Source organism: Paludisphaera borealis, assembly GCF_001956985.1.
In the GTDB taxonomy this organism is placed as follows: Bacteria; Planctomycetota; Planctomycetia; order Isosphaerales; family Isosphaeraceae; genus Paludisphaera; species Paludisphaera borealis.
The window spans coordinates 3,249,430-3,272,881 of record NZ_CP019082.1 but is presented as its reverse complement, the minus strand read 5'-3'; the positions used below and the strand labels follow the sequence as shown (position 1 = coordinate 3,272,881).

The window sequence follows — 23,452 nt, the reverse complement described above, 5'->3', positions numbered from 1 at the left end:
TCGACGACCGGCCCACGTTGGTCAAAACGATCATCGCCGTTCGTCGCCGCTCCCGAGAACTACTTGAGTTTACAAGATCTCTCCGGGACGACGATCGATCTCAGCCGTTTCCCCTTGATCCATCGACGATCAGGCCAGCCATGCGCCTGATGTCGAAGCCGCCGGACGGCGACGTCGTCAGGCTCTCCCGGGGCCCCGAACGAATAGGGAGAATATTCCCCATGGCACTCACGCGGTTCCGCACTCGATTGATCGCCGGAGCGATGCTCCTGGCCGTCACGCCGTTCAGCACCGGGGCGTCGGCCGACGAGCCCAAGGCGAAGGCCAAGCCCAAGGCCGAAGCCAAGAGCAAGACGCAAGCCTTGACTGAGGCCGAAGTTCCGACGTACAACCTGCTCGACGCCATGCGCGACGGCCTGGTCAACGTCGAGGCCGAGGGTCGCGGCGACGGCCGCATGACCATGTCGGTCACCAACAACACCAAGCGCCAGCTTCGCGTCGTGCTGCCGCCGGGCCTCATCGCTCAGGGCGCCACCGGCCAGATGGGCGGCATGGGTGGCATGGGCGGCGGCATGGGCGGCATGGGCGGCGGCGGCATGGGTGGCATGGGCGGCGGCGGCATGGGCGGCATGGGCGGCGGCGGCATGGGTGGCATGGGCGGCGGCGGCATGGGCGGCGGCATGATGGGGGGGGGCGTGATGCCCCCGACCATGGGCCTCATGATGCTCGGCCGGCTCATCATGTCGCTCTGCGGCGACTACGACAGCTGGGACCAGCGGTCCCTGATGATGGGAATGATGGGTGGCATGGGCGGCGGCATGGGCGGTGGCATGGGCGGCGGCATGGGCGGCATGGGCGGTATGGGCGGCATGGGGGGCGGCATGCGTTCGGTGCCTCCCACCGGCCTGCCGTTCGCCGACATCAAGCCCGGCAAGACCCGCGAGCTGCCGACCCGGCTGGTGAGCCTGAGCGATCCGGACGAGAACGGCGGCGTCAAGCTCCCCGCCGAGGGGGAGAAGCTCCAGATCGGCGACGTCGCGCAGATCAACCCCGACCCCCGCGTCCAGAAGGCGCTGAAGCGGCTGGCCGCGGCCAAGGCGCCCGAGTCGATCTCGCAGATGGTGATGTGGCGGTTGGCGTCGGGTCTGGAGTGGGACGTGATCGCCCGGCTGACCGAGAAGTGGGGTAACTCCTACGAGCTGACGATGGCGCAGGACTTCGTCGACCGGCTCGACAGCCTGCCGGACGACGAATCCGGCTCGCTGTTGTTCCAGGTCGACGCGGCCGCCGCCGAGGACAAGGCCCTGGCGGAGGAGCTGACGGCGACGCTGAAGGACAAGCCGATTCTGGGCCTGTGGGCCCGCCAGGGCGTTCCGGCCGAGCCCGAAGGCCCGGCGGTGGCCTGCCGGGTGCGGCTCAACGGCGAGGAGGCGACGGTTCTGGTCAGCTCGAGCAACAGCACGGGCCAGACGTGGGTTCCGTTCGGCAAGTTCACGGTGCCGGTGGCCCGCAAGGACGGCAAGGTCGACGTCGAGAAATTCACCGACGGGTTGGCCGAGGGCGTCCTGAGCCGGATGGTCCGGGCGCAGCTCGCCAAGGGCCCTCGGGTGAAGGGCAAGGAGACGTTCAAGATCCGGATCGACAACGCGTCGCCGCTGATCCTCAACGGTCTGGCGGTGCTGGGGACCGGCAGCCCTGCGGACGAGCAGTCCAAGGAGCTGTCGGGGATCTCGATCGCGCCGCGGCGGAGTCTGACGGTGCCGGCGACGGACGAGATCGTCAAGGGGTTGGGCCTCAAGAAGGGGGTCCGGATCATCGCCGCCGACCTCAGCGGGCTTTGATCTCGGCCGAGCCTCTGGGCTGATCGAAATCGAACCCGAAACCCGAACCGCTCGTCGCGACCCGCTCGCGGCGGGCGGTTTCGCGTTTCCGGCCCGACCGATTCGTGAAGTCGATCGGCAAGATAGGATCATCCACCGCCCGAGGTCGCTCGGCCGCTGGAGTCGATCAACGCCTTGGAACGAGAATTGGAGCGAATAGGAATGCTGGAGAAAACGTCTTGTACACTGGAAGGCGACGAGAAGCATTCTCGCAACCCCAAACGCCCATCCCGGGCGGTTCAGGGCGGTTCACGACCAGCCGGAGTGGTCGCGACGATCGTTGCCAGTCGTCAGCCCCTCAAGATCCACAAAACCCCACTAGATTTCTCCGGGACTACGATCGATCCCAGGCTTTGCCCCCGATCCATCGACGACCAGGCCGATCGAAAGCCTGGCGTCGAATCCGGCGGACGGCGAAGTTGTGCGGCTCTCTCGGCCTTCTGGAAGACAAGAGGCGTTTTCAAATGGTCCTCACGCGGTTCCGCACACGATTGATCGCCGGAGCGATGCTCCTGGCCGCCACGCCGTTCACCGGGGCGTCGGCCGACGAGCCCAAGGCGAAGGCCAAGCCCAAGGCCGAAACCAAGAGCAAGACGCAAGCCTCGACTGAGGCCGAAGTTCCGACGTACAACCTGCTCGACGCCATGCGCGACGGCCTGGTCAACGTCGAGGCCGAGGGGCGCGGCGACGGCCGCATGACCATGTCGGTCACCAACAACACCAAGCGCCAGCTTCGCGTCGTGCTGCCGCCGGGCCTCATCGCTCAGGGCGCCACCGGCCAGATGGGCGGCATGGGTGGCATGGGCGGCGGTGGCATGGGCGGCGGCGGCATGGGCGGCGGCATGGGCGGCGGCGGCATGGGTGGCATGGGCGGCGGCGGTGGCGGCATGGGTGGCATGGGCGGCGGCATGGGCGGCGGCATGATGGGGGGGGGCGTGATGCCCCCGACCATGGGCCTCATGATGCTCGGCCGGCTCATCATGTCGCTCTGCGGCGACTACGACAGCTGGGACCAGCGGTCCCTGATGAGCAGCATGGGTGGCATGGGCGGCGGCATGGGCGGCGGCGGCATGGGCGGCGGCGGCATGGGGGGCATGGGCGGCATGGGCGGCATGGGCGGCGGCATGCGTTCGGTGCCTCCCACCGGCCTGCCGTTCGCCGACATCAAGCCCGGCAAGACCCGCGAGCTGCCGACCCGGCTGGTGAGCCTGAGCGATCCGGACGAGAACGGCGGCGTCAAGCTCCCCGCCGAAGGCGAGAAGCTCCAGATCGGCGACGTCGCGCAGATCAACCCCGACCCGCGCGTCCAGAAGGCGCTGAAGCGGTTGGCCGCGGCCAAGGCGCCCGAATCGATCTCGCAGATGGTGATGTGGCGGTTGGCTTCGGGTCTGGAATGGGACGTGATCGCCCGGCTGACCGAGAAGTGGGGGAACTCCTACGAGCTGACGATGGCGCAGGACTTCGTCGACCGGCTCGACAGCCTGCCGGACGACGAATCCGGCTCGCTGTTGTTCCAGGTCGACGCGGCCGCCGCCGAGGACAAGGCCCTGGCGGAGGAGCTGACGGCGACGCTGAAGGACAAGCCGATTCTGGGCCTGTGGGCCCGCCAGGGCGTTCCGGCCGAGCCCGAAGGCCCGGCGGTGGCCTGCCGGGTGCGGCTCAACGGCGAGGAGGCGACGGTTCTGGTCAGCTCGAGCAACAGCACGGGCCAGACGTGGGTTCCGTTCGGCAAGTTCACGGTGCCGGTGGCCCGCAAGGACGGCAAGGTCGACGTCGAGAAGTTCACCGACGCGCTGGCCGAGGGCGTCCTGAGCCGGATGGTCCGGGCGCAGCTCGCCAAGGGGCCCCGGGTGAAGGGCAAGGAGACGTTCAAGATCCGGATCGACAACGCGTCGCCGTTGATCCTCAACGGTCTGGCGGTGCTGGGGACCGGCAGCCCGGCGGACGAGCAGTCCAAGGAGCTGTCGGGGATCTCGATCGCGCCGCGGCGGAGCCTGACGGTGCCGGCGACGGACGAGATCGTCAAGGGGTTGGGGCTCAAGAAGGGGGTCCGGATCATCGCCGCCGACCTCAGCGGCCTTTGATCTCGGCCGATCCGCTGGGCTGATCGAACCCGAACTGGAAACCCGAACCGCTCGTCGCGACCCGCTCGCGGCGGGCGGTTTCGCGTTTCCGGCCCCACTGTTCCCCATCCGTGTTCTATAAGAGAAGTGAGGAGTCCGCGCGCTCGGGCGGCCTCGCTTCGAGAACCCGCAACGCGAGAGGGGGGGGACGGCATGAGCATGACGTTGGTGGCTCGCGTCGAGGACGGGAGCGAGTCGGGGGGCGACGAGCTTGAGCTGTCGGTCGTGATGCCCTGCTTGAACGAGGCGCGGACGGTCGGGCTTTGTATCGAGAAGGCGCTGCGGGCGATGCGCGAGGGGAACGTCCGGGGCGAGGTGGTGATCGCCGACAACGGCAGCACCGACGGCTCGCAGCAGATCGCCCGCGACCTCGGCGCGCGGGTGGTCGACGTCCCGCGCAAGGGCTACGGCCATGCGCTCCGCGCCGGCATCCAGGCGGCGCGCGGGCGATACGTCATCATGGGGGACTCGGACGACTCGTACGACTTCTCGGCCCTCGCGCCGTTCGTCGAGCGGCTCCGCGACGGCTACGACCTGGTGATGGGCAACCGGTTCCGGGGGGGCATCCGGCCCGGCGCCATGCCCTGGCTGCACCGCTACGTCGGCAATCCGGTGCTCACCGGCATCCTCAACGTCCTTTACCGCAGCCCGATCGGCGACGCCCATTGCGGGCTGCGCGGGTTCCGGAAAGACTCGTGCGACCGCCTCGGGCTGTCGGCGACGGGGATGGAGTTCGCGAGCGAGATGGTGGTCCGGGCGAGCGTCAGCCGACAGCGAATCGCCGAGGTGCCGATCGTCCTTCACCCCGACGGCCGCGACCGGCCGCCCCACCTGCGGAGCTTTCGCGACGGCTGGCGGCACCTCCGTTACCTGCTCCTCTGCGCCCCGACGTTCCTGTTCGTGATCCCGGGGTTGATCTTGACCTTGCTCGGCCTGGCGGCGATCCCGATCACGCTGGCGGCGGGCTTCGGCGTCTCCACCGGCTATTTCGGCCCGAACTTCCTGTACACGTCGTCGATGATCGCCGTCAGCGGCTTCCACCTGCTGGTCTTCGGACTTCTGGGCAAGTACTACGCCCACCTCGTCGATCCCGTGTTCCAAGATCCGGGCGTAGAGCGCTGGGCGTCGTTCTTCTCGGTCGAGCGGGGATTGACCACCGGGGTCTCGTTGATCGCCCTGGCCGTGACCCTGGGCGCGCCGGTCGTCGGCCACTGGCTGCAATACGGCACGGTGCCGATCCCCGGCCAGTGGATCTTCGCCGGCACGCTGTTCAGCCTCGGGGTCGAAGCCGCGGCGGGCGCGTTCCTCGTCGGCATCCTCGACATGTCGCGGTCGGCCGCCCCCGGCGAAGGGGGGCCGCACGTCGTCCGACGCCCTCAACGCGACGAGGTCTCTCCGAGCGCAGAGAAGGTCGCATGAGCGCCCCTGTCCCCTGGCTTTCGGTCGTGCTGCCGGTCTACAACGGCGAGAAATACCTGGAACACGCCCTGGCGAGCGTCGCCGCCCAGGCTGACGACTCGATCGAGGTGATCGCGATCGAAGGGGGCTCGACAGATCGGACGGCGGAGATCCTCCGGTCGTACGAGTCCCGGCTGCCGTTGCGCGTGGTTTCGTTCCCCGACCTCCACAACTGGGTGGCCAGCAGCAACGAGGGGCTCAAGGCGGCCCGAGGCGAATTCGCCTGCTTCCTCCATCAAGACGACGGCTGGCTCGACGGCCGGCTCGACGCGCTCCGCGCGCGGGTCGAGCGGTTTCCGAACGCCTCGCTGTTTCTTCATCCTGCCTATTACATCGACCCTCGGGGCGACGTCGTGGGACGCTGGACCTGCCCGCTGCCGGCGGGCGTCGAGTTGCGGGCCGAACAGGTGATCGAGCGGCTGCTCGTGCAGAATTTCATCGCGACGCCCGCGCCGATCTTCTCCCGCCGCGCGGCGGTTGCGGTCGGCGGGCTCGACGCCTCGCTCTGGTACACGGCCGACTGGGATTTCTGGCTCAAGCTCGCGGCCGTCGGCGGCACGGTCTACGACTCGCGCCCGCTGGCGGCCTACCGGATTCACCCCGACGCGCAGACGATCCGGCGGACCGGCGACGCGGCCGAGTTCCGCGCGCAGCTCGACGTGGTTCTGGCGCGCCATCTCGCGGCGTGGGAGCCGTCTCATCGGCTCGCCTCGGCCGCCCGCCGCGCATCGGCCTTCTCGGTCGAGGTCAACGCGTGGCTCGCGGCGGCCGTCCACGGCCGCAAGCCGTCGGTGCTCGGCCTCGTTCCGAGCTTCGTTCGGCTGGGCCCGAACGGTTGGCGCCGCTACCTCCGCGATTCGCGGATCGTCGAGCGAATCGCGCCGCGCTGCCGGATCGGTCTGGCGAGCAGGATTGCCGCGCGGCCCGGCTGAGCGGAGTCGGGCTCAGGTCCGGCAGGCGGCGATCAGGATCTCGGCGGCGCCGCGGGGGCCGGGGGTGGGGACGTGGCGATCGGGCGATTCCCACAGCAACCCCGCGCACTTGCGTGCCTGGTGGACCTTCACGGCCAGACTGGGCCAGCGGCGCCCCATGTGGTTGAGCCACTGAACGTAGCCGTCGGCGAACGGCCGCTGACCGTACCATTCGACGGATGCGAACCGTGACCGCAGCTTGGCTTCAAGCTCTTCGCGGATGTACTCGCGGACGTGGTATCGGTTGAACGGGCGGTCGTGGATCGACGTCCCGGGGTCGAGCACCTGGCGGTTCGGCGTCGAGAGCAGCAACAGCCCTCCTGGCCGTAGCACCCGCACGGCCTCGGCGAGGAAACCCTCGTCGTCGTCGACGTGTTCGATCGTCTCGAACGAGATGTAGACGTCGTACGTCGCATCGGCCGCCGGAAGCTGGAGAGCCGAGGCGACCGCGAACCGAGCCGACGGCGACTTGCAAACGTGCGAGGCCTGGGCCACGGCCTCGGCCGAGATGTCGAAGCCGTCGATCCGGCCCGCCCCCGCTCGGACCAACATCGCCGACCCGTAGCCCGTCCCGCACGCCGCGTCGACCACCCGCAGGCCGGCGACGTACCGCGACGCCCATCGATAACGCTCGATGTGCTGATGACGCACCCAGGCGGGCGAGAAACCTTTAAGATCGCATCGCTCTTCTTCGATCTTCATCGCGCATCCTCAACCGGCGAATGACGCGGCGCCCACGGACTACCCGCAAAACCTGCCGCTCACTTTAAGCGTAGGCCACGCCCATGCAATCGTCCAAATTCACACGTCATGAATTCAAGGCCATAAAACGCAACAGGCAGTCCGAGACGACCATGCAAATCAACACCTCATGAATTCGAGAGCCGAAAATGCAACACGCTGTTCGAGGACGACGGCTCGGTTCGCTCACACGGCCGCGAACCCCTCGCGCGGTCGGTCGTCCAGGATGATCGCCGGCGTCTCGATCTCCGCAAGGCGGATGGGCGCGCTCAGGCCGATCGCCGTCAGCACCGAGCCCGCCGCGGCGATCGCCGCGAACAGGATTGCGGTTCGCGGCACGTCGACCGGCGGTTGCTTCTTGAAGAACAGGCCGAAGTGGGCCCACCACGGCCGGAACGAGTTCATCGTGTTGTATTTCAGGAGCCCGCTCGCGCCGTACTCGACCCGTCCATTGACAAGGTAGCCGCGCGTCGGCTTGCCGTCCGGCTCGAAGGCTTCAAACACCTCGTTCGGCCGGTAGCAAGACGTGAACACCGACCAGATTTCGCGAGGCCGCTGGATCACATGCGCGATCGACGGATCGAAATAGATCGTCGGGTCTTTGAGGTAGAAACCCGACGCCAGCGCGCGCTCCATGTAGAGCCGTTGCGGGTCGAGGCTGAGCGCGCCGATCTGAACCAGCAGGCCGACGGCGAGCTGCGCAACGACCGCCCACCGCCTCGTGGCCCACGCGCCGGCCGGCGCCAAGATCCAGAGTACCGCGAAGACCGGCGTCAGGTAGCGCGGTCCCCAGGCGTTGTCCCCTTTGTAGAACGTCAGGCAGCAGATGAAGAGGAAAAACAACATCGACGCCACGACCAGGGCCGTCGCGAACAACTCCTCGGTGCGTCGCCAGGTCTTGAGTCCGGCCACCGACAACAGGATCGGCGCGTTGTAAAAAAGCACCCCGCAGCCCAGGCTGAGGGTCATCGCCAGCATCGCCGGCGTCGGGTCGTCGGTCCAGACCGGGACGTACATCGCCTGCATGAAGTCGCGAGCGTCGGTGAACCCCGGTGGGAACTTGATCCGTTCGTAAGCCTGCTGCACGAAGATCCCCAGGGCCAGCAGACCCAGGACGACCGCGTACCGGCCGCGCTGGGCCCGCCAATCACGTTCCGGGTCGTGGATCGCGGCCAGAACCGGCAGCGTGAAGAGCGCCAGCGGTTGCTTGCAGTTGAAGGCGAGGCCCATCGCCAGGCCGGAAAGCGTCGCCCCCAGCCAGGGCCGTCGCCGCCTGCCGAGCAGCGCCGCGGTGAGTGCGAAGACGACCGTCGCCGAGCCGAGGATATCGTCGTACAGGCTCGTCCCGTAGAACCAGCTCGGGGTGCAGAAGACCCCCGCCGCCGCCCAGAAGACGGCTCCCCGGGGGCTATGGCCAAGCCTCCGGAACAGCGCCGCGTAGCAGACCGCCATGCAGGCCGCCGCGAACGGGCTCGTGAGCGAGAAGAAGAACCGCCGGCGAACACCTTGGATCGGGCCGGTGGCGTCGGAGATCAGCACGGCGACGGCGCCCAGGACCGACTGCGGGAAGCGGTACGTCGAGTACCGCTGGCCGTCGCGGCCGGGAAACACGCTGAACCAGACGTTGTCGTTGCGGATCACCGAGTCGCCGTGATCAACGAGGCTGCACGCGACCTCGAACCGGGTCAAGCCGTCGATCGAATCGGTCCGCCCGGGACCGGATAGACTCGCGATCGCGAAGACCGTCAGAAACAAGCCAAGCAGCGTGATCCGCCAGCGCGTCATCTTGAAAACATCCCCTGCCCCGCGAACTCGACCTCGGCGCAAAGCCCCTGTCTTTTCATAGGACACGGCCGGCGCGGAGGAGAAGTACGCGAGTGGCGTCAGGGCGACGCGGGCAGGAACCGCCACCCCTGGCCCTCGGGCGGGGCGAGGTCGAGCAGGCGGTCGGGGTGGATCACGGCTCCGGCGATCCGCAGGCTGGTTGCGAGTCGGGGGCCGGGGCGGGAGAAATACGCCGAGCCGTCGACCAGGGCGAGCCGGTCGCAGCCGTCGATCAGCGATCGCCATTCCGGGCGGTCGGCGAACGCTTGAAGCTCGTGCTCGGCCCGCTCGACGGTGAACCCGCAGAGCGAGAGGATGACGACCTCGGGACGCGCTTCGGCGACTTCATCCCAGGTGATCCGCCGCGACGCTTCGCCCGCGCGGCCGACGACTTCCTCGCCACCGGCGTGACCGATGATCTCGGGGTTCCAGTGCCCCGAGCAGAACGGTGGATCGAGCCATTCGAGAAGCAGGACCCGGGGACGGCGCGGCGACGGCCCGAGCCGGCGGGCGATCGCATCGGCCGTGCGCTGATAGCCGGCGATCAACGAATCGGCGGCGGCCCGCTCGGCGATCAGGTCGCCGACGAGTCGGAACATCGCGAACACGCCGTCGAGCGACAGCGGATTGACGCTTTCGACGTGCGGCCGGCCGGGGAGCCGGGCGGCGGCCCGCTGCACGGCGACTTCGTTGACCGCGCAGACGTCGCACTGCTCCTGCGTCAGGATCAGGTTCGGGGCCAGCTCGGCGAGCTTCGCCTCGTCGAGCGTGTACAGGCTCCCCTGCTGCGCGGAGACCAACGCATCAATCTCGGCGCTCGACGCGGCGGTCGGGATGTTGCTCCGCGTCAGCCACGGCAGCTTTTCCACGCCCGGCGGGTAGTCGCACTCGTGCGTCACGCCGACGAGGTCGTCGCGCCGACCCAGCGCGCAGACCAGCTCGGTGAGGGAGGGGAGCAGGCTGACGATCCGCATGGGGTGGTTTCCACCAAGGCTCACTTCGGCGGCTTGATCTTCGTCGTCGGGCCGACGGAGACGATGGTCATGGGCCAGAGCGGCCAGTCGTGGACCAGGCGGCGGATCTGGTCGAGCGAGACCTTCGAGAACGCGTCCAGCTCTTGCTCGATGGGCAGGTATGCGTGGCGGTACACCCAGTGGAAGCCGAGCGAGGAGAGGCGGCCCATGGGGCGCTCGCTCCGCAGGACCGACCGGGCGAGCACCTTGTTCTTGGCCTGCGTGAGTTCTTCCTGGGAAACCCCGTTCTCGCTGACGCCGCGATAGACCTTGGCGACCCGCGCCAGGTTGGCCTGCGTGTCCTGGGGCTCGCAGCTCAGGAAGGTGTAGTAGCCCCCCGCCTGGTTGTAGTCCTGGTAGCTCAGCTCGGCGCCGTCGGCGTGGCCGGGATCGATGAGTTCCCAGTAAAGCTGCGAGCTGGTGTGATCGCCGAGGATCGTCGCCAGCAGGTGCGCGGCGTAGCGGTCGTCGCTTTCGAGCGGGGGGCCGTCGCTGACGCCGACAACCGTCTGCTGCTGGTCTTCCTCGCGGAGGATCGCCTCGAACGATTTCGTACCGCGCACCGGATTCGCCTGGCGGGTGGCGGGTTCGCCTTGCCACGCCTTGCAGTGGCTCGACGCCAGGTCGACGAGCTGGTTCCAGTCGCCTTTGCCGGCGAAGCCCAGAACGATGTTGGCCGGGCTGTAGCGGCTGGCGAAATACTTCCGCATCTCGTCGGCCTTCATCGCCGTGATCGAATCGACGGTGCCGAGGATGCTGTTGCCCAGCGGGTGTTCGCCGAAGTGCGCGGCCTTGGCGGCCTCGTAGGCGACCGACATCGGGTTGTCCAGATACATCCGGATCTCTTCGATGATGACCTTCTTCTCGGTCTCGAAGTCTTCCTCGCGGAGCGTCGGGCGCAAGATGTCAGACAGGACGTCGAACGCCCTGGGCAGATACTCGGGCAGGCAGGTGACGTGGTAGAAGGTGTCTTCCTCCGACGTCTGCGCATTGTGCTTGGCGCCGACCTTGTCGAAGTCGCGGTTGACGGCTAGGGCGTCGCGGCGCTCGGTCCCCTTGAACGTCATGTGCTCAAGGAAGTGCGACACGCCGGCCAGATCGTCGGTCTCGTCGCGGCTCCCCGCCTTGACGAAGAAGCCGGCGGCGATCGAGTGCGCCTGGTCGTTCAGCTCGGCGATCACTTCCAGCCCGTTATCCAGCGTCGTGTGATGGAATCGCATCAGTTCCCAACCGTGAGTAGGGTGGGCGCCGGCCCACCGGACAAGATCCGTCGGATCAAGATAGACGAGACGCCAGATCCATTCAGCCCGGCGGGGCGACGTTCAGCGGGTTCGGGCCGAGCGTCAAAATCGTCAGGTCGTCGAGGTTCAGGAGCCGCTTGGCGTAGTCCGAGACCGAATCGGGGGTGAGGGCGTCAAGCTCTCTGGCGATCTCGGCGAGCGGTCGCACGCGGTTCAGGAAGTACCAGTCGGAGGCCAGGGCGCTCGACCGGCTCATGCTCGATTCCTGGGCCATGATCAGCGAGCTCTTGAGCCCCGCCCGCATCGTGTCGAGTTCTTCAAGTTCGACGCCGCCGGCGGCCAGGCGGTTCAGCTCGGCGAGCATGACGTCGAGGGTTTCCTGGGCGCGCTCGGTCGAGGTTCCGGCGTAGCAGAGCATCGCCCCGCGCTCGCGCTGGCCTTCGTAGCTGGCGTAGACCGAGTAGCACAGCCCGCGCTTCTCGCGGACCTCGGTGAACAATCGGGCCGACGAGTAGCCGCCGAGGATCGCGATCGTGGCGCGGGTGCGGTAGTAGTCGTCGCTGTCGACGGTCGCGGCCGGCAGGGCCATGGCGATCTGGATCTGCTGGGTCTCGCGGTGGAGATGGTCGCGGCGGGGACCGCCGGGACGCTCGACCAGCCAGGGGTCGGGTCGGGGCTTCCACTCGCCGAACAGCCGGCCGACCGCGTCCTTGAGGACCGGCCAGTCGATCGCGCCGGCCACGCCGAGGATCGCGCCGTTGGGACGATAGGTTGACTCGTGGAAGGTCCGCAGGTTCGCTGGCGTGATCCGGGCGACGTCCTCGGCCGTGCCCGGCGACGGCCGCCCCCAGGGCTCGGGGAAGTGCCGCTTCCGCAGCTCGTAGATGACCTTCGTCCCCGGGTCGTCCTCCAGGCTCCGCAGGTTTTGCAGGCACAACGCCCGGATTGGCTCGACCTCCAGCTCGTCGAACCGGGGGCGAAGCACCATGTCGGAGAAGAGTTCGAGCGCGGGGATTAAATTTCGGCCCAGCGTGGCCGCCGCCAGGCTGGTGTGCAACGTCTGCGCGCTCTCAGAGTGGCTGACGCCCAGGTTGTCGAGCGCGTTGAGCAACTCGTGGCTGTCGCGGTCGCCGGCCCCGCGGGTGATCCACTCGCAGGTCATGCCCGCCGACCCGCCCCCCACGTGAAGCCCCTCGGCCGCCTCGAAGGCCGCGCCGGCAGGGATCAACAGGGTGAACGAGGCCGATTGCACGCCAGGCATCTCCTCGGCGACAAGCACCAGTCCGTTGGGATATTCATGCTGCTGAATCGTCGCGATTGATGCCGGCACGGCGGACCCTCAATTTGTGGCACCGTCTCAAGGCCAGGCGCATCCCGCGACGGCCGAACGGCGCAATCCTTTACGATCGGAATCGCCCACTACGATACAAGATTTCCCCGCGTTGGGCCACGGCGTCCCTCCGTCCGCGGCGATCGACGGACGGGAAGCGTCACCAATCTAGTATACAAAACAACCGTCCGCGACCTCCGTGCGATGCGGCCGAAGGCGCTCGGGAACGGCGCGGGCGACGTCATCCGTCGACCGCCTTATAGAGCGTTTTGGCCCTGCGGAACCCCAGGCTGCGGTAAAGCTGGACGGCGGCGCGGTTCTCGGCGGTCACTTCGAGGTACGCCCGCTCCAGCCCCGCCTGAATGAACCCCGCGAGCGCCCGGTCGACCAGCGCTCGGCCCAGGCCCAGCCCCCGGTACGAAGGGATCACCCCGACGTTCTGGATCGCGCCGATCGGGCCGTAATCGACGACTCCCTGGATCGTCCCCACGTACCCTTCGGGGCCGGCGATCAACCACGTCGCTTCCGGCAGGAACCCCGGCTTGCGACGGATCTCGCGCATCAATCGCTGACAGCCGTATCGGTCCCCCAGGCAAGGAAAGACGGCGGCGTCGATCTCGCTTCGAAAGCTCAGATACTTGACCTCGGCGTGATCGGCCAGCAGTGGCTCGTCCCACGGCGCCCAGTACAGCGGCTCGGGCAACGACCGCGGCAGAGCCGATCCGTTCAGATCGATCTCCATGCGCAGCCGCTTGTAGTACGTGATGGCCATCAGGTCTTTGAAATTCCGCTTGCCCGCTCGATCCCGCCGGAAAGGTCGTTCCCGCAACCGGGTTGAGACATTCTAGGTCCCGTGTGAAGCCTGGTCAATCAGGGACGATGGCGAGCCCCGAAGCCCCAAGTCGGCCACGGCCCACGCCACGGTGCGATTCCACCTCGGCGGCCGTACCCGAGCCCGGCGCGAACGCCGCCATGGGGACGCCCGACGCCGAGGGGCGTTCGCGTCAGCCCGAAACCCGGCCGAGGTACTCGCCGGTGCGGGTGTCGACTTTGACGTTGGTTCCCTCGTCGAGGTGTTCGGGGACCTGGATGACGTGGCCGGTGGCGAGGGTCGCCGGCTTGGTCCGGCCGGTGGCGGAGTTGCCCCGGACGCCCGGCGCGGTCTCGGTGATCGTCATCTCGACGGTGTCGGGCAGCTCGATGGCGATGACCTCGTCGTCGACCACCAGCGCATCGATCCCTTCCATGTTTTCGGACATGTACGGGATCTGGTCGGCCAGCTCGTCGGCCCGGAACGTGAACTGGGAGAAATCGCCCGAGTCCATGAAGTGGAGCTCGTCGGCGTCGCGGTAGAGGTACTGGATCGGCTTGCGCTCGAAGCTCGACTCGTTGAGCGAGTCGGTCCCGCGGTACGATTTCTCGACCCGGTTCTTGGTCTTGAGGTTCCGGGCCTTGATTTTGTAAAGCGTGGCCGCGCCCCGCGCCGAGGGGGTTTGAACCTGAATATGCTCGATCATGTGCGGTGCGCCGTCGATCTCGACGACCATGCGGCGCTTGAAATCCTTGGCGGGGACCACGAGAGGAAGGCTCCGTTGAATATTCGAATAGGGGAACCGACCCATCGGCGGGTTCCGGTACGTCCGGACCGCCTGTCATGTCGGCACCGCCATCTTACTCGCCCGGCGCCTCCGGGGTAAAACCCGATCGTCCGCCGGAAGCGCGGAAAACGACGGACTCAACGATTCTCCCGAAAACGCCGATAGTTTTTCTTGATACGTGCGTACGCGTGTGTTAAGGTGCGTCCCTCGGTTTGGGATCGCGGGTTGTCACCAGAGGATAGAGACGAGGTTGAGTCGTGGAACGAGATCGCATGGGCCGACGACGCCGGCCCGACCAAGAGCGAGGTCTCCGTCCCTTGCACCCCCCCTTGCCCGACGAGTGGATCAGCAAGGCTCTGCGGGTGGCGATGTCCGAAGACGACTGGATGCGCTTCGAGGCGCTGGTGCAGACCCTCGCGCCCCACGCGTCGACTCAAGCCCGCGCCTACGGCCAGACGGTTTCCGCCCTAGTCCGTTCGACCGACGCGAGTCCCGAGCCGACCGGTCCCCTCGACTGGATGGACTGGGAGCGGCGCAAAACCCTTCGCCTGCTCTGGGACGGACGCTGAAGCCGTGATCCCCGGCCCCCGTCCCGCGCTGGCAGGTGCACTTCAGCCACATGGTCGGGCCGACGGAGCTGTGCGTGTCGTGGACCAACGTCCATGGCGTTCGCCCAGCCATCGGCTTGCCGAGTGGGGCTTGTCGGCGGCTCGCGTGTGGAACGCGTACGGCCAGCACGCGAAAGCCCTGCCGGTGGAGGAGTTCCGCCGGATTGGTTCTGCCGCGGAGCCTTGCTTACATTCAACAAGTCACACCACTTCGTCGAGGGGCGCTGCGACGGCACGCACGGGCGTTCCTGCCAGGCTCGCTGAGGTGGATTAATAACGTGCAACCGCGCCCGTTCATCGTTTCAGGAGACTTTGAACATGACCGCTGTTTTGCATAAATCCGCGACTTTCAACGACTACCACGTCGCCGACCTCGCGCTCGCACCCTGGGGCCGCCGCGAGATCGCCATCGCCGAGACCGAGATGCCCGGCCTGATGGCCATCCGCGAGGAGTACGCCGCGCGCCAGCCTCTCAAGGGCGCGCGGATCACCGGCTCGCTCCACATGACCATCCAGACGGCCGTCCTGATCGAGACGCTCAAGGCCCTCGGCGCCGAAGTCCGCTGGGCCTCGTGCAACATCTTCTCAACCCAGGATCACGCCGCCGCCGCGATCGCCGACGCCGGCATCCCCGTTTTCGCTTACAAGGGTGAGTCGCTCGAAGAGTACTGGGATTACACCCACAGGATCTTCGAGTGGGCCGACGGCGGCCACTCGAACATGATCCTCGACGACGGCGGCGATGCGACCTTGCTGCTTCACCTCGGCGCCCGCGCCGAGGCGGACATCCACGTCCTCGACAAGCCCACCAGCGAAGAGGAGCGCATCCTCTACGCCGCCATCAAGAAGCGGATCGCCTCGCAACCCGGCTGGTACGCCGAGCGACTCGCCGCCGTCAAGGGCGTGACCGAGGAGACCACCACCGGCGTCCACCGCCTCTACCAGATGCACAAGCGCGGCGAACTGAAATTCCCCGCCATCAACGTCAACGACTCGGTCACCAAGTCCAAGTTCGACAACCTGTACGGCTGCCGCGAGTCGCTGGTGGACGGCATCAAGCGCGCCACCGACGTGATGATCGCCGGCAAGATCGCCGTCGTCGCCGGCTACGGCGACGTGGGCAAGGGTTCGGCCCAGGCCCTGCGCGCCCTCTCCGCCCAGGTCTGGATCACCGAGATCGACCCGATCTGCGCATTGCAGGCCGCGATGGAAGGCTACCGCGTCGTCACCATGGAGTATGCCGCCGACAAGGCCGACATCTTCGTGACCACCACGGGCAACTACAAGGTCATCACGCACGACCACATGGCCAAGATGAAGAATCAGGCCATCGTTTGCAACATCGGCCACTTCGACAACGAGATCGACGTCGCGTCGCTCGAAGGCTACCGATGGGAGGAGATCAAGCCGCAGGTCGATCACATCATCTTCCCCGACGGGAAGCGGATCATCCTGCTCGCCAAGGGGCGCCTGGTCAACCTGGGCTGCGGCACCGGCCACCCCTCGTACGTGATGAGTTCCTCCTTCGCGAACCAGACCCTCGCTCAGATCGAGTTGTGGCTGCACAACGAGAAGTACCCGGTCGGCGTCTACGTCCTGCCCAAGAAGCTGGACGAGCACGTGGCCCGGTTGCAGTTGAAGAAGCTGAACGTCCAGTTGACCGAGCTGACGCCGGAACAGGCCGCCTACATCCACGTCCCCAAGGAAGGCCCGTACAAGTCCGACCATTACCGCTATTGATCGGCTTTCTCGGCGGCGGGGAGTTACGCTCCCCGCCGCCTCCCTTTCAAACGGCGCTGAGGAGGAGAGCGGTTGGCAACTGTCAGAGGGGATGTGAAGGATTTGTCGCTCGCCGGCGTCGGCAAGCAGCGGATCCAGTGGGCCGAGCGCGACATGCCGGTGCTCCGCGCCATCCGCGAGCGGTTCGAGGCCGAGCAGCCGCTGAAGGGCAAGCGGATGTCGGCCTGCTTGCACGTCACGGCCGAGACGGCCAACCTGGCCCGGACGCTGAAGGCCGGCGGCGCCGACCTTCTGCTCTGCGCCTCCAATCCCCTCTCGACCCAGGACGACGTGGCCGCCAGCCTCGTCCAGGACTACGGGATACCGACCTACGCCATCAAGGGCGAGGACGAGAACAGCTACTACCGCCACATCACGGCGGCCCTGCGGCACGCCCCGCACGTGACGATGGACGACGGCGCCGATCTGGTCAGCGCCATGATCTTCATCGTCCTGGACCGCATGGACGACGTCCACGCCGAGGTCCGCAAGTGGGCCGAGACGCTCAAGCCCGACGAGCGTAAGTCGCTCGTGGCGAACGTCGCGGCGAGCATGGAAGAGACCACCACCGGCGTCATCCGGCTCCGCGCCATGGAGAAGGACGGCGTTCTCAAGCTGCCGGTCATCGCCGTCAACGACGCGCAGACCAAGCACTTCTTCGACAACCGCTACGGCACCGGCCAGAGCACCATCGACGGCGTCATCCGCGCCACCGACACGCTCATCGCCGGCCGTCGGGCCGTCGTCTGCGGCTACGGCTGGTGCGGCAAGGGGGTGGCGTCGCGGGCCCGCGGCATGGGCGCCAACGTCATCGTGACCGAGATCGATCCGATCCGCGCCCTAGAGGCTGCCATGGACGGCTTCCTGGTCATGCCGATCGCCGAGGCCGCCAAGGTCGGCGACCTGTTCATCACCGTCACCGGCAACATCCACGTGATCCGCGCCGAGCACTTCGCGGTCATGAGGGACGGCGCCATGATCTGCAACTCGGGCCACTTCAACGTCGAGCTCGCGCTGGACGACCTGGCCGAGATCAGTGTTTCGCAGAAGAAGGGCGTCCGCGAGTTCGTCGACGAGTACGTCCTGAAGAACGGCAACCGGCTGTACGTCTTGGGCGAGGGCCGGGTCATCAACCTGGCCGCCGCCCACGGCCACCCGGCCAGCGTCATGGACATGAGCTTCGCCGCCCAGGCGCTCGCGACCGAATGGTCGGTCAAGCACAAGGGCAAGCTCGAGCACAAGGTCCACCAAGTGCCGAAGCAGGTCGACGAGTTCGTCGCCAAACTCAAGCTCGAGACGATGGGCATTTCCATCGACACGCTCACGGCCGAGCAGGACAAGTACCTGCGGAGCTGGGAAATGGGCACTTGATCGCAACCCGTTACACTATTTCGCCCCGGGCCGCCCGCCGATGGCCCGGGTCGTCGTTGTTTCCGCGGCCCCTGGGGCGGCGGCTCGACGACGGTTCTTCGGCTCACTCATTTGCTTTCGAGGATGGGATTTCCGATGCCCGACGTACGTTCCTTCCGCGGCGTCCGCTACGATGTGGCTCGAGTGGGCGCGCTCTCCGACGTGGTCGCGCCTCCGTACGACGTGATCGATTCGGCCTTGCAGGAGAAGCTCTATCAGGCGAGCCCCTACAACAGCATCCGGATGGAGCTGAACAAGCCCGAAGCCGGCGACTCGGACTCCGAGAATCGCTACTCGCGCGCCGCGCGGTTCCTCCGCGACTGGCTCCGCGAGGGGGTGCTCCGAGCCGACGACACGACGGCCCTTTACATCTACGAGCAAACCTTCGAGGTCGAGGGCCAGACCCACACCCGCAAGGGGTTCTTCGCCCGGGTTCGGCTCGAACCGTTCGGTGAGGGGAAGATCTTCCCCCACGAACAGACCCTCGCCGGCCCCAAGGCCGACCGTCTGGCTCTTTATCAGGCGACCGGCTTCAACCTCAGCCCGATCTTCGGCCTCTACCCCGACTCGACCAACGAGGTCCTTCGCCAGGTCGAGCGCGGGGTTCGCGACCGCACGCCCCTGACGGCCGTCGACCATCTGGGCGTCACGAACAAGCTCTGGCTGGCCACCGAGCCCGAGGTTCTCACGGCGGTCGGCGGCCTGATGGCCGAGCGGCCGATCTTCATCGCCGACGGCCACCACCGCTACGAGACCGGCCTACGTTACCGCGATTACCTGGCGTCGAAGGGCGAGCTGTCGGGACCGGACGACCCGGCGAACTTCTGCATGATGATGCTCGTCGGCATGAGCGATCCGGGCCTCCTGATCCTGCCGACCCACCGGCTGGTCTCGGGCTTTCCCGGCCTCAAGGCCGATGAACTCGCCAGGCTCCTCGCGCCTGAGTTCGAGACCTGGACCGTCGGAGAGGGCGACGAGGGTTGCGAGGCCGCCAGCGACGAGGTCGTGAACGGCGGCAGCCAGGACGTCCTGGGGTTCGGCACCGTCGCCGACGGCGTCTGGACTCTGGCCCGGCTGCGCTCGGACGAGGCGATGGATCGGCTCGCCGCCGACCACGGCCCCGAATGGCGGGCCCTGGGCGTGAGCATCCTCCAGGTCCTGGCTCTCGACCACCTGCTGGCCCCGCTCGCCAAGGACCGATCCGTCCGCTACGTCCACCTGACGAGCGAAGTCCAGGCCGACGTCGCGGCGAGTGGCTGCGACCTCGCCTGCCTCGTCGCTCCCGCCACCATGGAGCACGTGGAGTCCATCGCCTCCAGCCTTGAAACCATGCCCCCCAAGAGCACTTACTTCTACCCGAAGCTGCTCACCGGGCTGGTCTTCAACCCACTTCGATGAACGACCGACGATCGTGCGGGTGAATTGGGATAATTCGAGAACAATGGGATTGACGAAATTCCGGCCGTGCTTACAAACTACTGAGGAATCAATCTCGTTTCCCGCATGAACGGCGACACGGGAGCTTGCCGCTCCCTGTCGCCCGTCGTTCATCGCCCGGAGCCCATCGCCTTCATGTCGTCGCGGTCGAGTCGCCTACTGCTGGTCGCCTTCCTGGCCCTGCACGGGATCATCTCCCTGGCTGGACCGGCGCTGCACGCGCTGCCGGGATTCAACCATCACGCGGCCGAGCTGCGACGACACGACGACGCGACGCCCGGCTCGACCGATCTCGGCCGCGAGTCGAACCACGACTGCCCGGTCTGCCATCTCCACACCCAGGCTCTGTTCCAGGTCGACGCCGACGCCCATCTTGTGGTCGACGTCGTTCGGATTCGCCCCCCGGCCGATCCGCCGCTTTTCCTCCCCCCCGCTCCGGAAGCAACTTCCAGTCCGCGCGCTCCTCCGCTCGTCTGAACGAGCGCGGAAGCGCTGCGCGCGGCGTGATCCCGGCGTCGACCGACGCCACATCATGATCCCGCCCCCCCGGCGCGTTCCAGGCCGACCTCGCCCGCCATGGCGAAGGCGACCGCCCCGACGCGATCCGATCTCGGATTCGCACGGACTGAGCGGCTCGACTTTCCCGCCGTCGGGCGATCCGCCCGCGAACTCTTGAGTTCCAGCCCAGGCCGTTCGCGCCTCGGCGGCGACTCGCCCGCGCTCCTCTCCGTCGATCCCTTGCGTTCGCGAGGCTCCCTCGCTGATCGCCCCAGGCCGTTTTCGACTTCGAAGACCGCGGACCGAGCCCAGGGTCCGCATCGACTTCGCAACGTCCCATTTCCCCACGATCGTCGTCGGCGAGCGTACGAGTTTCAGGACTCATCAAGATGAATATGAAGATTAAACGCAACGATGCGAGGCCTCGGGGCTTCACGCTGATCGAGCTGCTGGTGGTGATCGCGATCATCGCGGTCCTGATCGCCCTGTTGTTGCCCGCGGTGCAGGCGGCCCGCGAAGCCGCCCGGCGGGTGCAGTGCGTCAACAACATGAAGCAGATCGGCCTCGCCCTGCACAACTACCACGAGGCCATGAACGTCTTTCCGCCCGGGTACGTCAGCAGCGTCCTGGCCGGCGTCACGGACCCTTGCGACCAGGACGCCGAGAACCAGATCTCGGTTGATCGCGGCTCGGGCTGGGCGTGGGGGAGCATGATCCTGCCGCACATGGAGCAGCAGAACGTCTTCAACGCGGTCAATTTCGGCCTCTCGGTCGCGTACGCGGCCAACTACACGTGCAGCACGACGGTCGTCTCGGGCTACCTGTGCCCGTCGGACGCCGGCGGGCCCGACCTGGTGCCGGTGTTCAAGGACCCTCCCGACCCGGCCAACCCCGGCACGTACTCCGGCGCTGCGATCGACGACACCGTGGCGCGGGGCAACTACGTCGGCATGTTCGGCGTGGGTGAGATCTGCGCCAATTCGGGCTCGACCAACCTGCCCAACCAGGGGTCCAACGGCCAGGCCTCGGGCCTGTTCTACCGCAACAGCCGGGTCGGCGTCGCCGCGATCATCGACGGCACGAGCAACACGATCGCCGTGGGCGAGCGCAGCCACAACCTTAGCTACGTCACCTGGACCGCGCGGTCGATCGACGGCTGGCTCGGCAAGACGTCGCTGGTGGAAGGGGGCACCGACAAATTCAACCCCTCGCCCGAGGAATGCTGGACCCAGGTGCTCGGCCCGGCGGGCCTGGAAGACGGCAGCCGCACCCCCAACGACCCCGAGGCGCACGTCGAGGACTACTGGAGCCGGCACCCCGGCGGCGTCAACTTCCTGTTCGCCGACGGCTCGGTCCACTTTCTCAAAGACAGCATCAACCCGGTGCCCTGGCGGGCCCTGGCGACCCGCGCCAGCGGCGAGGTCGTCTCGTCCGACGCGTATTAATCCCTCCCGATTCGATCTCGGCCTAATTGGAGACAGGAATGAAAGATCAAAACACGTCGTCGAGGCCGACGGCGGGCTTCACTCTTATTGAGCTGCTGGTGGTGATCGCGATCATCGCGGTCTTGATCGCGCTGTTGTTGCCGGCCGTGCAAGCCGCCCGCGAAGCCGCGCGGCGGGCGCAATGCGTCAACAACCTCAAGCAGATCGGCCTGGGGCTACATAATTACAGCGATTCGCACAACGTCTTCCCCCCCGGCTACACCAGCTATTACAAGAAGGACGGCGGCGACGCCGGGACCGCCGAGGACGACATCGGCCAGGGCTGGGGATGGGCAAGCCTGATCCTGCCGCATATCGAGCAGCGGCCGTTGTACGACGCGATCAACTTCAACCTGACGATGACCTTCCCCGCCAACTACACCGCCCAGTTGCTGCGGGTCGGCAGCTACCTCTGCCCGTCCGACGTGACGCTCGAAACCGTGCCGGTCCGCAACGAGGCGAACACCGAGACGGTGTACACGGTGGGCAGCGGCAATTACGTCGGCATGTACGGCCGGGGCGAGATCGGCGCGGCACCGGGACGCGGCGACGGGATGTTCTTCCGCAACAGCCGCATCGGCTTCGCGGCGATCACCGACGGCACCAGCAATACGATCGCCGTGGGCGAACGGAGCCACAACCTCAGCTACGTCACCTGGACCGGCCGCGCGATCGGCGGCTGGCTGTTCAAGACCTCGTCGTTCGAGGGGGGCGCCGACCAGTTCGCGGTCGATCCCGAGGAGTCGTTCACGATGATCCTCGGGCCCGTCGGCATGGAAAACGGCCCGAGGACGCCCAACCACCCCGAGGCGCACGTCGAGGACTACTGGAGCCGACACCCGGGAGGCGTCAATTTCGCGTTCGGCGACGGCTCGGTCCGGTTCATCAAGAACTCGATCAATCCCACCCCGTGGCAAGCGCTCGCGACCCGCGCCGGCGGCGAGGTGATCTCGTCCGACGCCTACTGAGCGAGTCGATCAGCCGGTTTCGTCTCAGCCGATCAAGATCCCGGATTGGACGAGACCGGCGACGGCGGCGGTGGTGGGACTCGATTAGCGGGGGCTTCAAGGGCCGGCTCGTCGAGGGCCGGGGCGGCGTCGGTCTTGGCCTTCCACTGGAGAGGCCGGTGGACGCCGGGCGCGGGGGGCGGCGGGACCGGCCGGCGCGTCGCGGGGCGCGGCGATTCTTCGACGGTCGACTCGATGATCGTCCCGGCGGACGCCGGGGCCGCGGGGTGGACGGTGACCTGTCGCTCCCGAGCCATGTGCAGAGCGGCGGCCGCTGCGTCGCGGACGTCTTGCTTCTTCTCGTAGACGACGGCACGTTCGAGCACGGCTTCGGCCTCGGGGCCGCCGATCTCGCCGAGCGCCTGGGCGGCGGCGATCCGGACGTCCTTGAACCAGTCGTTCTTGAGCACGTCGACCAGTGGCGGAATGCCCCGGGGGTCGCCCAGCCGGCCGAGCGTCTGTGCGGCCTCGCGGCGGCTTCCGGGATAGTGGCTCTGGAGCCGCTGCGCCGCCAGCGCGACGCCGTCGAGCGGATCGACGGACGGGGCCGGGGCCGAGATCACCGCGGACTGCTGGACGATCACGGCCGGACCTGGCGCGACCACCACCGGCGGCGACACGAGCGGCGGCGCCCACAACGGCGCCGTCAACGCCGCGCCGCCGAGCATGCCGAGCGCGAACGTCCCGGCGCCGCCGAACACGTTACGCTCGATGATGACCGGGGGGCGATGACCGAACCCATAGCCAGGGCGATACCCCGGACCCGGCCGGTACATCGGCGGAGGTCCGGGCCGCCCCCCCGCCACGCGAACCTCGCGCGAATAGGTTCCGCCGGGACGCTGGATCTGGACCTGGCGGTCGGAGTAGCCCGGCCCCCGTTCCACTTCCACGCGACGCTCGATCGACCGGCCGCGCGGGCCGGTCACCTTCACGTCACGTTCGCGGCTCTCGCTTTGCGCGAGGGCCGACGATCCCGAGCCGCTCCCGATCCAGCAGGAAGCGACGCACGCTCCCACCGCGACATATCGCCATCGACTCAAGATACACCTC

Annotated in this window: 19 protein-coding genes and 1 riboswitch; of the genes, 11 read left to right on the top strand and 8 right to left on the bottom strand. The window is 67.4% G+C overall.

Annotation, left to right across the window (positions count from 1 at the left end; genetic code table 11):
- Window positions 1-221 precede the first annotated feature (221 nt).
- The 4 genes from BSF38_RS12645 to BSF38_RS12630 all read left to right on the top strand — a co-directional run bounded on the left by BSF38_RS12645 (window position 222) and on the right by BSF38_RS12630 (window position 6,393).
- Complete coding sequence (locus tag BSF38_RS12645) at window positions 222-1,841, top strand: hypothetical protein (protein WP_076346098.1); 1,620 nt, start codon at window positions 222-224, stop codon at window positions 1,839-1,841.
- Between the two features lie 503 nt (window positions 1,842-2,344).
- Window positions 2,345-3,964, top strand: coding sequence for a hypothetical protein (locus tag BSF38_RS12640; RefSeq protein ID WP_076346096.1), 1,620 nt, complete (start codon window positions 2,345-2,347; stop codon window positions 3,962-3,964).
- 192 nt (window positions 3,965-4,156) lie between these two features.
- A complete protein-coding gene (locus tag BSF38_RS12635) occupies window positions 4,157-5,422 on the top strand; it encodes a glycosyltransferase family 2 protein (protein ID WP_076346094.1) in 1,266 nt (421 codons plus the stop codon).
- Window positions 5,419-6,393 (top strand): glycosyltransferase, encoded by a 975-nt coding sequence (locus BSF38_RS12630; RefSeq protein WP_076346092.1) that lies wholly within the window; start codon window positions 5,419-5,421, stop codon window positions 6,391-6,393. The genes BSF38_RS12635 and BSF38_RS12630 overlap by 4 nt, the downstream gene beginning before the upstream one ends.
- A gap of 12 nt (window positions 6,394-6,405) precedes the next feature.
- Here the strand turns inward: BSF38_RS12630 and BSF38_RS12625 are convergent, their stop codons facing one another.
- From BSF38_RS12625 to BSF38_RS12595, 7 genes are all read right to left on the bottom strand, one after another.
- Window positions 6,406-7,134 (bottom strand): class I SAM-dependent methyltransferase, encoded by a 729-nt coding sequence (locus tag BSF38_RS12625; RefSeq protein WP_076346090.1) that lies wholly within the window; start codon window positions 7,132-7,134, stop codon window positions 6,406-6,408.
- A 225-nt stretch (window positions 7,135-7,359) separates the two neighbouring features.
- Window positions 7,360-8,958 carry a glycosyltransferase family 39 protein gene (locus BSF38_RS12620; RefSeq protein ID WP_076346088.1) on the bottom strand — a complete coding sequence of 533 codons (1,599 nt, stop codon included), beginning with the start codon at window positions 8,956-8,958 and terminating at the stop codon, window positions 7,360-7,362.
- A gap of 98 nt (window positions 8,959-9,056) precedes the next feature.
- Window positions 9,057-9,971, bottom strand: coding sequence for a cobalamin-binding protein (locus BSF38_RS12615; protein WP_076346086.1), 915 nt, complete (start codon window positions 9,969-9,971; stop codon window positions 9,057-9,059).
- Between the two features lie 20 nt (window positions 9,972-9,991).
- Window positions 9,992-11,230: a M16 family metallopeptidase gene (locus BSF38_RS12610; protein ID WP_076346084.1), complete on the bottom strand. Its 1,239-nt coding sequence runs from the start codon at window positions 11,228-11,230 to the stop codon at window positions 9,992-9,994.
- Between the two features lie 82 nt (window positions 11,231-11,312).
- The gene (locus tag BSF38_RS12605; protein ID WP_237170862.1) at window positions 11,313-12,581 is read right to left on the bottom strand and encodes a M16 family metallopeptidase; all 1,269 of its coding nucleotides are present in this window, start codon (window positions 12,579-12,581) and stop codon (window positions 11,313-11,315) included.
- Between the two features lie 241 nt (window positions 12,582-12,822).
- Window positions 12,823-13,353, bottom strand: a complete 531-nt coding sequence (locus BSF38_RS12600) for a GNAT family N-acetyltransferase (RefSeq protein WP_076346082.1) — start codon at window positions 13,351-13,353, stop codon at window positions 12,823-12,825.
- Between the two features lie 232 nt (window positions 13,354-13,585).
- On the bottom strand, window positions 13,586-14,158 hold the full coding sequence (locus BSF38_RS12595; protein ID WP_083713867.1) for an elongation factor P: 573 nt from the start codon (window positions 14,156-14,158) through the stop codon (window positions 13,586-13,588).
- A 293-nt stretch (window positions 14,159-14,451) separates the two neighbouring features.
- Between BSF38_RS12595 and BSF38_RS12590 the strand changes: the two genes are divergently transcribed.
- The 7 genes from BSF38_RS12590 to BSF38_RS12560 all read left to right on the top strand — a co-directional run bounded on the left by BSF38_RS12590 (window position 14,452) and on the right by BSF38_RS12560 (window position 22,363).
- The gene (locus BSF38_RS12590; RefSeq protein ID WP_237170861.1) at window positions 14,452-14,748 is read left to right on the top strand and encodes a hypothetical protein; all 297 of its coding nucleotides are present in this window, start codon (window positions 14,452-14,454) and stop codon (window positions 14,746-14,748) included.
- A gap of 249 nt (window positions 14,749-14,997) precedes the next feature.
- Window positions 14,998-15,086, top strand: a riboswitch (S-adenosyl-L-homocysteine riboswitch).
- Window positions 15,087-15,105: 19 nt separating this feature from the next.
- Entirely contained in the window at window positions 15,106-16,527 is a 1,422-nt protein-coding gene (gene ahcY, locus BSF38_RS12585; protein WP_076350824.1) for an adenosylhomocysteinase, read from the top strand.
- A gap of 72 nt (window positions 16,528-16,599) precedes the next feature.
- Complete coding sequence (gene ahcY / locus BSF38_RS12580) at window positions 16,600-17,937, top strand: adenosylhomocysteinase (protein WP_076346076.1); 1,338 nt, start codon at window positions 16,600-16,602, stop codon at window positions 17,935-17,937.
- 135 nt (window positions 17,938-18,072) lie between these two features.
- Window positions 18,073-19,374, top strand: coding sequence for a DUF1015 domain-containing protein (locus BSF38_RS12575; RefSeq protein WP_076346074.1), 1,302 nt, complete (start codon window positions 18,073-18,075; stop codon window positions 19,372-19,374).
- A 174-nt stretch (window positions 19,375-19,548) separates the two neighbouring features.
- On the top strand, window positions 19,549-19,890 hold the full coding sequence (locus BSF38_RS12570) for a hypothetical protein (RefSeq protein WP_145952099.1): 342 nt from the start codon (window positions 19,549-19,551) through the stop codon (window positions 19,888-19,890).
- Between the two features lie 410 nt (window positions 19,891-20,300).
- Window positions 20,301-21,356, top strand: coding sequence for a DUF1559 domain-containing protein (locus BSF38_RS12565; RefSeq protein ID WP_083712903.1), 1,056 nt, complete (start codon window positions 20,301-20,303; stop codon window positions 21,354-21,356).
- Between the two features lie 38 nt (window positions 21,357-21,394).
- On the top strand, window positions 21,395-22,363 hold the full coding sequence (locus BSF38_RS12560; RefSeq protein WP_076346068.1) for a DUF1559 domain-containing protein: 969 nt from the start codon (window positions 21,395-21,397) through the stop codon (window positions 22,361-22,363).
- A 32-nt stretch (window positions 22,364-22,395) separates the two neighbouring features.
- Here the strand turns inward: BSF38_RS12560 and BSF38_RS12555 are convergent, their stop codons facing one another.
- Window positions 22,396-23,442 carry a HEAT repeat domain-containing protein gene (locus BSF38_RS12555; protein WP_145952098.1) on the bottom strand — a complete coding sequence of 349 codons (1,047 nt, stop codon included), beginning with the start codon at window positions 23,440-23,442 and terminating at the stop codon, window positions 22,396-22,398.
- Between the last annotated feature and the right edge of the window lie 10 nt (window positions 23,443-23,452).